Origin of the sequence: Cytobacillus sp. S13-E01, from assembly GCF_029193815.1 — a bacterium.
Classification (GTDB): Bacteria; Bacillota; Bacilli; order Bacillales; family Bacillaceae_L; genus Bacillus_BV.
The window spans coordinates 143,508-157,061 of record NZ_JARFVC010000004.1 but is presented as its reverse complement, the minus strand read 5'-3'; the positions used below and the strand labels follow the sequence as shown (position 1 = coordinate 157,061).

Genomic DNA, 13,554 nt, shown 5'->3' with positions numbered 1-13,554 from the left:
CACCTACCTTCCACCAGTACCCATACCGTTTATGATTTTATCTAGCATTTCATCGATTATCGTTATATTACGTGCGGATGCATTGTAAGCTTGTTGGAACTTAATCATATTTGTCATTTCTTCATCCAGTGAAACACCACTAACAGACTGGCGGCGTTCTTCTACTGACTGGCGGAGCACTACACTATTAGTAGTAAGTCGGCTAGCTTCCTGTGCTTGTACTGCCATTTCACCAATGACACTTTCATAGAAATTTTGAAAGTTAGTGGAGTTGTTACCGAGTATAAGTGTGTTACTTTTCGAATCTGCTAATGCAAGGGCATTACGGCCATCTCCAAGTGCCCCGCTAAAACTTTTGCCTTTTTCTAATTCGAATGTCCATTTATCGCCTTGTTTTAGTGTATTGGGAAAGTTAGCTGTAACAGTATCTATCCCTCCAAGTGTGGACTGTAGTGTTGCTGCTAACTCAACCTTATCGATAGCTGATCCAACTGTATTCGGCTCGGTATTGATTGTATAGTCAAAGCTCTTTGAGGCTTCATTATAGCTAATTTCGACTTTAATTTTATCGTATGAATTACTAACACCCTCGATTGTTCCATTAAATGTACCTGAAACTACTAGACCATTGTTATCACCCGCTGCAGCGATATTATCTAATGAATTGATAATATCCTGGCTTACTTTAATGGATGAAGCAGCCCCGGCTTTTGCAGTGTTATCAAAGAAATTAATCGGTGAATGACTACCAGCATTTATACTCGTAATATTCCACCCCGAACTGTGAATACGATTAAATTCGTTCGCAAATTCAAATGCCATTTCATCTAGGTCTTGCAGCATTTTGGGATATAACCCTTCACTAACCATATTCCCTTCAGCATCGGCGTACGTGTATCCATATGATTCTATTAATCCTAGTAGTTTTCCAGAGTTTGGTGGGAAGTCAGTTATATCCATGATTGTTTCTGGCTCTCCCGCTAACGTAAGGCTTTCCACTAATCCATTTTCATTATATTTAGCTGTCATTTCAAAAAATGTATTTGTTTCCCCATTTACTAATGTCCCAATCGCTTTCCCGCTATTATCAATAAGTTCTACTGTCATTTTACCCTCTGCAACAGATAGAGAATTTCCCTTACTAGATACAGGAAAAACTTTAATATTGACTAGACCTGAAAGCTGATCTAGGAGTCGGTCACGCTCATCATATAAATCATTAGGCATATAACCATGTGGTTCAACACTACCTATTTGTTCGTTAACCTTGTTTATTTGACTTACAACCGAATTTATTTCTTTTTCAGTTATGCTAATCTCACTTTTTATTGCATTTTGAATGGAAGTTAATGAGTTTGAGAGATAGCTAAATGTTTCGGTTACTGCAATTCCACGTTGGCGGACAACAGACCTTGCACCTGAATTCGATGGGTTTACAGCGAGGTCCTGAAGTGACTGCCAAAATCGGTCCATCGTCTTAGATAATCCAGACTCAGATGGTTCATTCATGATTTCTTCCATCTTGGCTAACGATTCAGATCTAGATTCCCAATACCCTTGTTTATTGTTTTCCCCCCGGAATTGTACATCTAGAAAACCTTCCCGAATCCGTTGAAATGTACCAGCCTCAACACCAGTTCCAATTTGCCCAGGAATTTGAGGGCGATTCATACTCGGTGCTGGATAGGGCTCTGACTGCACAAAGTTTACACGTTGACGAGTATACCCGGGTGTATTTGCATTGGAGATATTATGTCCAATCGTCTGGAGAGCGGCCTGTTGTGCCAGCATCCCGCGGCGTGCAGTCTCTAATCCCATAAATGTAGAGCGCATCTTGTTTCTCCCTCATTTCATTAAGCTTTCGAATTGAATATTGATCTACTTGTTGCTGGCTCATCATATTGAGTCCGCTTATTATAGGTAATTTCTTGTGGTTCAGGTAAAATCATATCAATAGACAGATTCACAAATTGGAGCGATTGCTCAATCAATTGTTGATTTAATTCATTGACTTCTTTTAATTGCTTGATCTGGTTAATTAACTGATTCTGAACAGCTAGTAATTCATCCTGTTCTTCTTTTTGAAAAAATGGTAAACAGTCCGATAATGTAACTGAATAGGCGGTTCTACTTTGTCCAGCCACCAAAGTCGCTACCGCAGCTTTTCTTTCTTCATCTATTTGTTTAATGGCAAGTATATGTTTTTGTTCACTTTTCATCATCTCTTCAAGTCCTTGAAGATCACCTTTTTTGATAATATCTGTTTTGGAAAGTGCAAGTTCATATAAACTGCCGTGAAGTTTTACTAATTTAGTTAAAATGCTAAGTATGTTCTGTGCAGAAATGGTCCTCGCCTCCCCAAATCTTGTGACTGACTAGTTTTTAGAATAGTAATTAAATACACCTTTAGCAATAGCCTTGGCATCTATTTGATACATTCCGCCCTCTATTTGCTGCTTCAGTGCTTCAACTTTTCCTTGACGTTCAATTGTAACAGGCGAAACCTCCTGTAGCTGTTTTGCAGCCGTTGATATCTCTACTTTATCCATTTTTAGAGATTCTTTTTGGATCGAATCTAGCTTATTGATTTGTTTTTTATATGGATTAATACCAGTTAAACCAATATTATTTATTTTCATAAATAACCCTCACTTCCTTAACCGTTACAATATTATCTACTACTAATATCGACAAAGTTACTAAAAATGTTTATAGCTTTTTTTGAAAGTAATCTAATTTCCAATTTACTTACCATGGGTATAATATGTTCCTTTTTCCCGTTCTTTAATTTCACGTTTTCTATCCTCTTCATTTTCATGCTCTTTTATTTGTGATTGTAATTCAACTGAACAATCACTGCACAATCTAGCTTCACGAATAAGTTTCCCACATTTCGCACAAGGGTATCCAAGATTAGGGAATTGAGTTAGTTTTAATCGGCCTGTTTTAATGAACTTAATAATAAGTTCTTCCTCTACTTCGGTTGCGTCCACAACCTGTAGCATCGTTGCAGTTCGGTTTTCTCTTTTACGGATAAATTGATACACTGTCTCAAATGCTTTTTCCTCTTCCTTATAACACGCTTCACATACGTCGCGAAGATTTGTTTTTACAAAGATACTGCCACAATTAGGACAATTTAATAATTCTGCCATTGCTGTTACCCCTCTCAGGTCATCACACTTATATATATTATATCGGCAATTTAAGCGGAAGTTAAAGCGGAAGTTGCTGTGTTTTTCATTCTCCTCTTGCAAGTGTCAAGGATGATACAGACTCCGCACCGGCATGCAGTAAAATTTCTGCGGCATGTCTAAGAGTTGATCCAGTTGTATAGATATCATCTATGATTAAAATTTTACGGGAAGGAATGTCACTGGAACCTGTTATCGAAAACACATTTTCAGTGTTCATTCTTTCCGTTCGCGATTTTTTGGATTGTTTTTCAAGATGAGTTCGAGCGAGGACCTCCATAATCGGAAGTTGTAATAATTCTGCCAGTACCTTTGCTTGGTTAAAACCACGTTCATATAAACGTTCAGCACTAAGTGGGATTGGGATAATGATGTAGGATTTATCGAAGTGCTTTTTAAAGACTCTTTGGAATTCTTGTTTAAAAAGTTGTGAGATTATATGGTCTCCACGAAATTTGTAGAGCGAGATAATATCTTTTAGATACGCATTGTAAATGTAGACGGAGCGATTTTTACAGATCGTATCCTTCCAACGGGGATCTTGCTGCCAACGAACACAATCATAACAAAGGTCATTATGACGGTACTCGGTAGCTATATTGTCAAAAGATCGATCACATATGGCACATCTGTCACCCTCTACTTTTTCAAACTTACTAGAACATTCATCACACATTAGCGATGGTTCAGCTAATGTAAATAGCTTTCCCCATGAGGTTGTAGTGATGAGTGGATTGTTGCAGATAAGGCAATTCGACATAGGTTACCACCTTATTTATTTAATAGATAGTTTTCGCACTGTGGTTGATCGGACACTCGCTTTGTTGCTTCTGCTAATTTCACTAAGATATTTGCTTGCATTTGCTTGTCAAAATATTGCGCTTTTACGTAAGCACTTCCATTCTTCTTCGATACATAACGGGACGGCAACAAATTTAATGTAATCGCGAACACATCATTTCTGCATTGTTCACATTTACATGACATTTTTATAGATTGCCAATTATCATTAATCACTTCAGCAACTAATGGCTCCATTGCATTTTTAACAAACATCTCGATCTCTCCTAATACACAGATGTTTATATTATGCCACAAAGCCTAATAAGTGGAAATACAAATATGCAAAGTATTAATTTAATAAACCTTTGTTATTGGCTTCTATATTCATATCCTCAATTTGGTTTTTAGCAGCGAGCATCGCTTTCGTTTTTCCATAATGATAGAAAAGTATTTCACCATTCGGATACTTTGCGTTTCTACCGACCCTTCCAGAGATTTGCACAAGTGCGCTTTCAGTAAAGATTTGATCCTCCGCACCTAACACCGCTACGTCAATATTTGGAACGGTAACACCTCTTTCTAAAATCGTTGTCGTAACAAGGATAGGTATTTCACCTGTTCTAAAGCGTTCTACTTTTTGTTTCCGATCAGGGTCGCTGGCATGAACCCCTTCAATTCTTGAGTCTAACTTTTTTAAAAGAAAGACAATCTGAGCTAACAATTCTATTTTAGGGACGAAAAGAAACGCTTGTTTTTTACATGCAAGATGTGACTTTGTCCAGCTTATTATACTCTTTGGTAGTCTGGTTTTCGTGAGTAGCTTGCGCCAATTTCCACACCATTTAAAGGTTGGTACTGGCAAGGGATTTCGATGGTACCTGGCTGGGATTGTAATGGTTGTGCGTTTCCCTGTTTTAATTTCATTCTGCCAGCTTTTATTCGGTGTTGCGGTCAGATAAATAGTTGAAGAGATATCCCTTTTCGCTTGGTCGACTGCATGTTGAAGCATTGGTTCTACTGAATAGGGGAATGCGTCAACTTCATCAATAATGATGACATCAAACGCTTTGTAGTAACGGAGAAGCTGATGGGTTGTTGCAAGGGTTAGGTGTGATGTCTTTAATCGATCTTCACTACCTCCATATAAAGCAATTACATCACTATTTGGGAATGATTCCTTTATTCGAGGGGCTAATTCAATCACAACATCGGTTCTAGGTGTTGCAAGACATACCTTTTTTTTAGATATAATCGCTGCCTCAATCCCGTGAAATAATACCTCGGTTTTCCCTGCCCCGCACACTGCCCATACTAGGAGGTCATTATTTCTATTTATCGCCTCGACCACTTTATCAGAAGCAGCTTGTTGAGCTTGTGAAAGAGTTCCATTCCACGAGAGTATTTTATTAGGTGTGGTAACTATGGTTGAAGGTCCGGACCAAGTGAGCAGTGGTGTACATTCACTAACACGTCCCATCGTAATACATTTGCGGCAATAACTACAATGGGAATGGCATCTTGCACAAGAATATGCTGCAAATAAAGATTGGTCAGAGTTGTTGCATCTCGTGCATAGTAGAGATTTGTTTACACGAGTAACGCCTTTTCTGTACGTGATATATCCATGTTGGTAATGTTCATGAATCTGTGCGATTGAAAAGGGAATGTCATCTATGAGAAGTTGTTTACCTTGAAGTAGTGTTTGGATATCCTGAAAGAAGTTGAATGTAGGGTTCATTGGTGGAGTTTTTATTTGAGGGATAATACTTATCGGGAGTAAATTCTGATTGTGTAAAACAAGGGGTTCAGGGGTGATCATACCATCGTCAGCTATAAAGCGCATCATACGCCTCCTTCATATAGTTAAGACGCTATGTCAATTGGGCACAGCGTCCATTTTTTAAAAAGATTTATCTTTTATACCAGCCAAGTCCCATTGCACCTTCACCAAGATGGGTTCCGACAACCGGACCGAAATAGCTAATCATAAATTCCACATTGGGATAATGTTGTTCCAATTCAGTCTTTAATTCACCAGCCTCGTCTGGGCGATTTGCGTGAATAATGACTGCTCGCATTGGTTCATTTAAGCTTGCCACTTCACTAAATAACTCTATCATTCGTTTTACCGCTTTTTTTCGTGTCCGTATTTTTTCAAACGGCACAATAACTTTATTTTCAAAGTGAAGGATTGGTTTTACTTGAAGCAAACCTCCTATAAATGCTTGCGCACCACTCAGCCGTCCACCACGTTGCAGATTCGTTAAATCATCTACCATAAAATAGGCTCTCATCGACGTTTTCATTTCTGCTAATCGTGCTACGATATCCTCAGCTAATCTTTCCTCAAGCGCCATCTCGGCCGCTTCAAGCGCATAAAAGCCCTGTACCATACAGCTTATTTCCGAATCAAACGGATAGACCTTAACGTTTTCTACCATTTCACCTGCAGTTACCGCACCTTGATAGGTCCCGCTGATCCCACTTGAAAGATGAACACTGATGATCGCATCATATTCTTGACCTAATTTTTCATAAAGGTTAACAAAACCCCCAGTAGGTGGTTGTGATGTTGTGGGCAATTGATTTTTAACTCGTACTTCTTCAAAAAATTCCTCAGCCGTGATATCAACCTCTTCTTGATATGTCTCCGTTCCAAAAATAACACTTAAAGGGATCATATGGATATTATATTTTTCACGTATTTCCTTTGGGATGTACGCTGTACTATCAGTGACAATCGCCGTTTTCATATATCGTACCCTTCCTTATAATAGGTTTTTCACTATTATTATTCATACTTTCCATTTTATCTGAAATAAATTGAAAAAGCATTATTTTGTTTGGATAAGAGAAATCGACGTCTTGGCAGGGTTTCCTACGCCTCCGTGCCTCATGTATAAATGTTAATGAGCAGTCCGTGAATTTCGCCAACTAGACTTAATGCGTCTAAGCCCTTTTTTTCTTTATCAAGGACGGCATTTGTTAGTTCAATCAGTTTTGAATCCACTTCTTTAATGATTTTGTAGACTTTGGTGCGCCCTCTACGATTGAAGCCACGTTGTTCTTCAAGCTGCAAGCCATTGCTAACTGCTTCTTCCATAAAATCTTTGACAAGCTTTTTATATTTACGCAAGTTATCGATCGTACGTGATTCTGCTAATTGCTTCCCTTGGCCTTCAATCTCCTTCATCATCCCTGTAAGACGTTCGTAGTTTTGCTGTTTGCGACCTTTGGACATCACTTCAGAAAACGAAACAGACTCTTTCGCTACCTCGTCTCTCGCTTTTATTTTATTCAAATTTGCATTGGTGATTTTTTGAACTTCCATTCTGTCCTCACTCCCAATATCCATTTTATCTTTTTTCACCGTTTAAAAAAAGAGGTAAGGTCTTCTAAGACCAAACCTCACTTTCTCTTATTGGTTTAAAAGTTGTAGTATACCTTGTGGCAATTGGTTAGCTTGAGCCAGCATTGACTGTGCTGCCTGGTTTAAAATGTTATTTTTTGTGAAAGTTGTCATTTCTAGCGCCATATCAACATCACGAATACGAGATTCAGATGCTGTTAAGTTTTCAGCAGTTTGCTTTAAGTTGCTAACGGTATGTTCAAGACGGTTTTGAATCGCTCCAAGGTTTGAACGCTGTGAAGAAATTCGTGATATCGCATAATCAAATACTCCAACCGCTGCTGCTGCTTTTTCATGTGTTGTAACATCTAGAGCAAATTCGTTATTCACTGTGGAATTACCATTATTCACACCAGCGATTTTTGTGTAAAACGCAGTAAGTTCTTCATCAAGACTGTTTTTGAACGTCTTAGAGTCTTCAGCTGTATCACTTGAAATATTCAACATATTCGCTCTGATATCATCAATACCTAAGCTAATGGTTTGATTTTGGTTCGCACCAACTTGGAATTTTAATGACTTATCAACCGTTCCACCAGTAATCCCAAAACTTGCTGTACCATTTGCTAGAGAAGCGATGTTCATTGATAATTCACCATTGTTAAATTGCAAGCTAGAGTTTGCAGAAATGTTTTCAAGCGTCTCTAAAGGCTCGCCATCTTTTTCTAACGTAGCATTTACCTTAATCTCTTCACCGATTGTAAAAGTACGTGTTCCGTTAACTAATGTATCTGTTGTGAAAGAAACACCGTAGGTTCCGCCGAAGTTGTAAGCTCCGTTGTTACCAACAACAATCGTAGGCGAACCATCTACTTGACTTCCATCCGAATCAACAAGTTTCGCTGTGTAAGATGTAGCCGATCCGACTTCAATAGCTACTTCTGAAGTCCCAGTTTCATAGTCACTTAAGTTACTAGAAGTATTTACTAATATTCCTCCGTCTAATGTGATAGTATCACCTGGGGTAAACGTTCTTCTAACACCATCAGTTGAATATGTTAAATCACTGCTAATTCCAAAAGAGGCCGCATTGTTTATATTTAGACTACCAAAACCATTGTGTTCAATTGCATAAGTTAATCCATTTACGCTTTGTGAGATTGTACCAGGTTCATCACTCTCTGTTAAAACCGTTTTGAATACTTCAGATCCATCTTTCATTACAACTACTTCTTTATTAATATCGAATGTGTGCTTTTTAACTGTATCGGCAGGATCTAGATCTACATCAAGAGCAGAATTAATATTAGAAACCGTGTCAAAGGAGACTCCAATAGTTTCTCCATCTTTAAAGAATCTATAATCTTGAGCTCCTTGGTCTAGAACTACTGGATCTGATAATGCATTACCTTCATCATCAAAAAGAGAAACGCTGTAAACACCAGATTCAGTAGGCACCTCTTCGAATCTTAACTCAAATCCAGAACCACTTTTTGTAAATTCTCTAGAATCTATTTGTAAATTTTTTATATAATCATCAGCTAGTGTGCCCTTATCAACTGTAGTTGGAACACTATTAACAGCTACTTCAAAAGAATTCGATGGATCTAATTCAGGGTTTTGACCTGGGAATGTCACACCAACAAGACCAGTCCCAGTATCTGTATAGTTAGCAATTCTATTTAACCTTTCGACCTTTAGGTTTACAGAATCACCCTCATTATAAATAGAATCCGGCATAATAGAAATTCCATCTACCATAGTAGAAGCCGCTGGATTGTTCGAAATCACATCAATCGTTTCTTCCTCAGTTTTCACTCCATAAGTTGAACCTACATCCAAACTAGATTCCGAGCCCACCGCAACACCGCTTACTCCACCTGCAGCATCACCCAAACTACCTAGCTTTTTAGTTGCCGTATCCTCAATTTTAACACTGTAATTACCCGCTCCTAATGAACTTTTCTGCTCTAATAGAATGCTAGCTGCTTCAATAGTCGTTCCACCGTTAGCAAATGCCACTTCTTCATCCACAACCATTGTTCTAGCCTGACTAGAAACGGATTCATTTAATAGCTTCTTTGTGTTGTATTCAGTTGAGTTCCCGATACGATTGACCTCGGATGTTAATTGGTTGATTTCTTTTTGAATCTGTTCACGGTCTTGGTCAGTGTTCGTATCATTTGCACCTTGTACGGCTAATTCGCGCATACGCTGTAGAATGCTATGTACTTCGTCCATTGCCCCTTCCGCTGTTTGGATTAAGGAAATAGCATCTAAAGCATTGCGCTCGGCAGTACCTAATCCACGGATTTGCGATCTCATTTTTTCAGAAATGGCTAATCCAGCAGCATCATCTGCAGCACGATTAATACGCAATCCTGAAGATAGTTTTTCTAAGCTTTTTGAAGTATTTAATTGATTGGTCGCTAGATTACGATAAGCATTAAGGGCTTGTATATTATTATTTATACGCATAGTTTCTCTCTCCTCATTCTGGACTAATCATCACATGTTGTTCATAAGCAGCTGCTTTTTTGCGCAATCCAAGCTTTGCCGCATGCTCTTTTTTCTTAAGGGCTTCATTCCAAGAACTTGTAATAGTTGTTAGTACGCTGATCACTTCGTTTATAGTCTCCACGTTTTTAGTAACATTCGCTTCTATCACTCGATCTGCCATATAATTGTATAAAGCATCTAGTTGATCAGCTACTATTCCAGCTTCATATTTTAATCCCACACCTAATCGCTGCAGGATATCATTTGCATTTTGTAATTTTTTATTAGCTTCCATAAATTGCTTCTGGTTGATATGCGAGATTGCACTTTCAAGATTATCTAAACAGGCTTCATACAATAAAGCTGTTAGTTCTTGAGATGTTTTCTGATAGATCATTTCCTCGCTTAAAAATTGCAATTTGTGCACCTCCAGTAAGTTTTGCTATTTATAGTATCGGCCTATGTTCTACTTTTCTTAATACTTTTTCTCTATTTCTTCTAATAACAGTAATATTTCAGCAATTACACTATATAGCTGTGGAGGAATGTTTTCTCCTAAATCCATATCTAGTAAATTTTGAACGAGCATTGGGTCTTCTTGCATATGGATGTTATTTTGTTTGGCTAACTCTATAATTTTATTTGCGACACTCCCAGAACCATGTGCAACAACTGTTGGAGCTATACCAGATTCTTCGTTATATTTAATAACCGCAGCAGATGGACCATTGACTGTACGTCGATTTTTTTGATTGTAAAACTTATTGACCATCATATTGTAAAATCATACCCCTTCTCAGTAAATGTAGCTGTTTTCTTAGGTTGTGTAGGATTAACTTGTTCATTTTGATTTAAGGTTTGCTTCACTTTGTCTATAGTCATTTTTTTAAAAATAAATCCTCCGACATTGTAGCCAATCTCACTTAAATTATCTTTTGTAACATTCGTTAGGGGTTCCATGTTCTCTTTAAAATTCTCTTTATCATTTTTGAATGTAATAGATAGATTCCTATCATTTGCCGTCAACTGAATTCCTACTTCTCCGAGCTTTTTCGTTTCTAGTAAAAAGAAAATACTACAGTTTTCCCAATCCACTGTTTGGTTAGTGTTTGTAGAGTTTACATGTATTTTTATATTTTCAACCTGATCTTTCAATAGATATGGCAAATTAATCAACATCGTTTGCAAACTCGTGGGATCAGCCTTACTTAATAGCTGTTGACCCGTTAGATTTTGCAAGGCTTGGTCGGCTTGTTGGGTCAATCTGGTTTGTCCTTCACCATCACTCTGGAGTAGCTTAAGTAGGGCAGACTTAAGATTTTGCTGTTCGGCGTTTTCCGAATGACGGGACGCCAAAGTTTGTCCCAATTCACTGTCATGGTTTAAACCAAGACTTCTAATTAGCTCAAATGCCCCTCTTGCTGATGGCTCAGTTAACGGTTGCACCATTTTTTCCACCTGATTGAGAACTTGTTTTGTCGCGGGCTGATTCTCTAGCCTTAAGCTCTCCTCAGACACGAAGTGTTTTACTTTAACATCAGAAGGAGTAAAGTTCACTTTTTCTATCAAATGATTAACCTGTTTGACGATTTTTGAAGCTTCAGAGTAATCTCCTTTACCTAACAGCTTTTTCGCTTCAGCTAGCTGCGAGCTCGCTTGCATTAATTTTTTCTCTGTCGACATATCCGTGAAAAGCATCAGATCACTTTTCAAAATCGCATGATCAAGCTTCTTTATTGTTGACTCCAAAATTTGTTTCGCCTGTGGTTGTGCGTTATTCCTTAACTGCTCAATTAAACGCTGGACATTATCAAGGTTTCTAGAAATATCTCTTTTCATCTCTTTAAAATCGATCGTCATTTGTGACATTTTCTGTGTTACCGTTGTAACGATAATGTTTTTAGCTTGCGCTTGGAATCCCGCAAAAATATCGTCACTTATTGTATAAGTGTCTTCAGTGGGTTGATTAACCTTAGTAGCAAACTCATTCTGCAGGTTAGTTAATGTTGCAATAAGTTCTTGTCGTGCGGCTAACTCTCTGCCTTTGTTCTGAAATCCAACTGCGTTTGTTAGAGCCTTTTCAAGTAGACTATTTCCGAGCAATGCATTTTGAGTACGTACATATTCTAGGACCTTATCTAAACTTGGTTCTTTTTGAACCTGCTTTATTGTTTGGTTGATGATTTCAAGTTGATTTGTTTTAGTGGTGTTCCCCATTTCATTAAGTGTTGATAAAAGCCGTTCTTTGGCAATTTTTTCAAGTTTGACTGGATCTTGTAACACTCCTGCAAAATCGGTACCATTTCCAAGTTGGTTTAGTACATTTTGACGAAGTCCTGCGATGACGTTTTGAATACTAGCATCAGACTTAAGCTGTGTAAGCGATGATTTTAGCATGTCATTAAGGTTTTGCTTTAACGGCAGTGGTTCAACCTTTCCTATTTCCTGTTCAAGTATAGCTATTGCAGCTTCTAACCGTTGCTTACCAACACCAACTAACTGCAGTGATTGATTAGCCATTCGTAAAATCTCTTTTACCAATTTCGAATCAATATCTGGGTTATTTTCGAATAGTTTCGTTATTTTTTCAATTGCCTTGGGGATTGAAGATTCATTTATGATAATTGTGCGTGCTTCTCTTACTAATTTTTCTAAAGCTTGAGACGATTGATTACTAGTGGTTGAAATTATATTCCCAGTGCTCAGACCTTGTTTAGGTTCACTTCTTTTGGGTTCAAACGTAGGGTCAATCTCTTTCGCAATGTTCATTACAACGTCACTAATTGATGTTCCATAAAGAGTAGCATGGACCGCTCTAAGATGTGCCTGCGTCATTTCAAGCCCCTTAGTAGCAACAGCTTGAATCGTAATTAGCTTTTGCTCAATTGTTCCTGTTTCTTTTTCGAGGAAGTTATTGACTGATTGGATACTCTCTTTCGTTAGAGGAAGTCCTTTATCTAGCAATAACTGGGCTGCTTGCTTTAGCGTAGCACTTGGTTCTGGTCCAGCCCCTAGCTTTTGGAGAACACTCTTAATGTCCTGTTGGGCCCGAGTAGCCTTATGCTTTTGATCTTGGGTAATTACCCGTACTTCATGTATATCTCCTCTTTTACCTAGAACCTCTACTGTAATCTCGTCAGTTTTCGGCATTTCCCCATTAAAAACGACTGATGTATTCTTACCCCTTATATTGACTACCGCTTCCTTATTTGCTTTTCGCTCAACAATTGTCGCTTTATACACCGCTTCACTTTTTAAAGAAGTTTGCAAGTCTGTTGCAGTTGCAACCTGATTCGACATATTCTGCTTACTAATTTGCAAGGCACCCACACTCCGCTCTGTTTATCACTTACTATACTTATCGGCAAAAACCATAGGATTTTAATTCATTTTAAGTAGGAAATATTAGGTATGCGCTCAAACGAAGAAAACCATTCGTCGAGATGCCGAGGAATGGAGTGATTCGACATCTTCGAATGATTCGACACCTTCGTGGAAGGTGTCGACACGGGTGTGCCTCGACATCTTCGTGGAAGGTGTCGACACGAGTGTGCCTCGACATCTTCGTGGAAGGTGTCGACACGGGAGGGCCTCGACATCTTCGTGGAAGGTGTCGACACGAGAGTGCCTCGACATCTTCGTGGAAGGTGTCGACACGGGTGTGCCTCGACATCTTCGTGGAAGGTGTCGACACGGGTGTGCCTCGACATCTTCGTGGAAGGTGTCGAC

General features: G+C 38.5%; 13 protein-coding genes. All 13 read right to left on the bottom strand.

Going from position 1 to position 13,554, the window contains the following annotated elements; genetic code table 11:
* Positions 1–3 precede the first annotated feature (3 nt).
* Complete coding sequence (flgK, locus tag PY093_RS05035) at positions 4–1,833, bottom strand: flagellar hook-associated protein FlgK (RefSeq protein ID WP_275644780.1); 1,830 nt, start codon at positions 1,831–1,833, stop codon at positions 4–6.
* A 20-nt stretch (positions 1,834–1,853) separates the two neighbouring features.
* Complete coding sequence (locus PY093_RS05030) at positions 1,854–2,330, bottom strand: flagellar protein FlgN (RefSeq protein WP_275644816.1); 477 nt, start codon at positions 2,328–2,330, stop codon at positions 1,854–1,856.
* Between the two features lie 45 nt (positions 2,331–2,375).
* A complete protein-coding gene (flgM, locus tag PY093_RS05025) occupies positions 2,376–2,639 on the bottom strand; it encodes a flagellar biosynthesis anti-sigma factor FlgM (RefSeq protein WP_275644779.1) in 264 nt (87 codons plus the stop codon).
* A gap of 105 nt (positions 2,640–2,744) precedes the next feature.
* Positions 2,745–3,155: a TIGR03826 family flagellar region protein gene (locus PY093_RS05020; protein WP_275644778.1), complete on the bottom strand. Its 411-nt coding sequence runs from the start codon at positions 3,153–3,155 to the stop codon at positions 2,745–2,747.
* Positions 3,156–3,240: 85 nt separating this feature from the next.
* Positions 3,241–3,954: a ComF family protein gene (locus PY093_RS05015; protein WP_275644777.1), complete on the bottom strand. Its 714-nt coding sequence runs from the start codon at positions 3,952–3,954 to the stop codon at positions 3,241–3,243.
* An 11-nt stretch (positions 3,955–3,965) separates the two neighbouring features.
* Entirely contained in the window at positions 3,966–4,250 is a 285-nt protein-coding gene (locus PY093_RS05010) for a late competence development ComFB family protein (RefSeq protein WP_275644776.1), read from the bottom strand.
* Positions 4,251–4,326: 76 nt separating this feature from the next.
* Positions 4,327–5,820: an ATP-dependent helicase ComFA gene (locus PY093_RS05005; protein ID WP_275644775.1), complete on the bottom strand. Its 1,494-nt coding sequence runs from the start codon at positions 5,818–5,820 to the stop codon at positions 4,327–4,329.
* 67 nt (positions 5,821–5,887) lie between these two features.
* Entirely contained in the window at positions 5,888–6,730 is an 843-nt protein-coding gene (locus PY093_RS05000) for a DegV family protein (RefSeq protein ID WP_275644774.1), read from the bottom strand.
* Positions 6,731–6,870: 140 nt separating this feature from the next.
* Positions 6,871–7,308: a YaaR family protein gene (locus PY093_RS04995; protein ID WP_275644815.1), complete on the bottom strand. Its 438-nt coding sequence runs from the start codon at positions 7,306–7,308 to the stop codon at positions 6,871–6,873.
* An 87-nt stretch (positions 7,309–7,395) separates the two neighbouring features.
* Positions 7,396–9,804 (bottom strand): flagellin N-terminal helical domain-containing protein, encoded by a 2,409-nt coding sequence (locus PY093_RS04990; protein WP_275644773.1) that lies wholly within the window; start codon positions 9,802–9,804, stop codon positions 7,396–7,398.
* 13 nt (positions 9,805–9,817) lie between these two features.
* A complete protein-coding gene (gene fliS, locus PY093_RS04985) occupies positions 9,818–10,243 on the bottom strand; it encodes a flagellar export chaperone FliS (RefSeq protein WP_275644772.1) in 426 nt (141 codons plus the stop codon).
* Positions 10,244–10,300: 57 nt separating this feature from the next.
* Positions 10,301–10,600 carry an EscU/YscU/HrcU family type III secretion system export apparatus switch protein gene (locus PY093_RS04980; RefSeq protein ID WP_481769273.1) on the bottom strand — a complete coding sequence of 100 codons (300 nt, stop codon included), beginning with the start codon at positions 10,598–10,600 and terminating at the stop codon, positions 10,301–10,303.
* Positions 10,597–13,146: a ligand-gated ion channel gene (locus PY093_RS04975; RefSeq protein WP_275644771.1), complete on the bottom strand. Its 2,550-nt coding sequence runs from the start codon at positions 13,144–13,146 to the stop codon at positions 10,597–10,599. Before PY093_RS04975 ends, PY093_RS04980 begins: the two co-directional genes overlap by 4 nt.
* Positions 13,147–13,554: the final 408 nt, after the last annotated feature.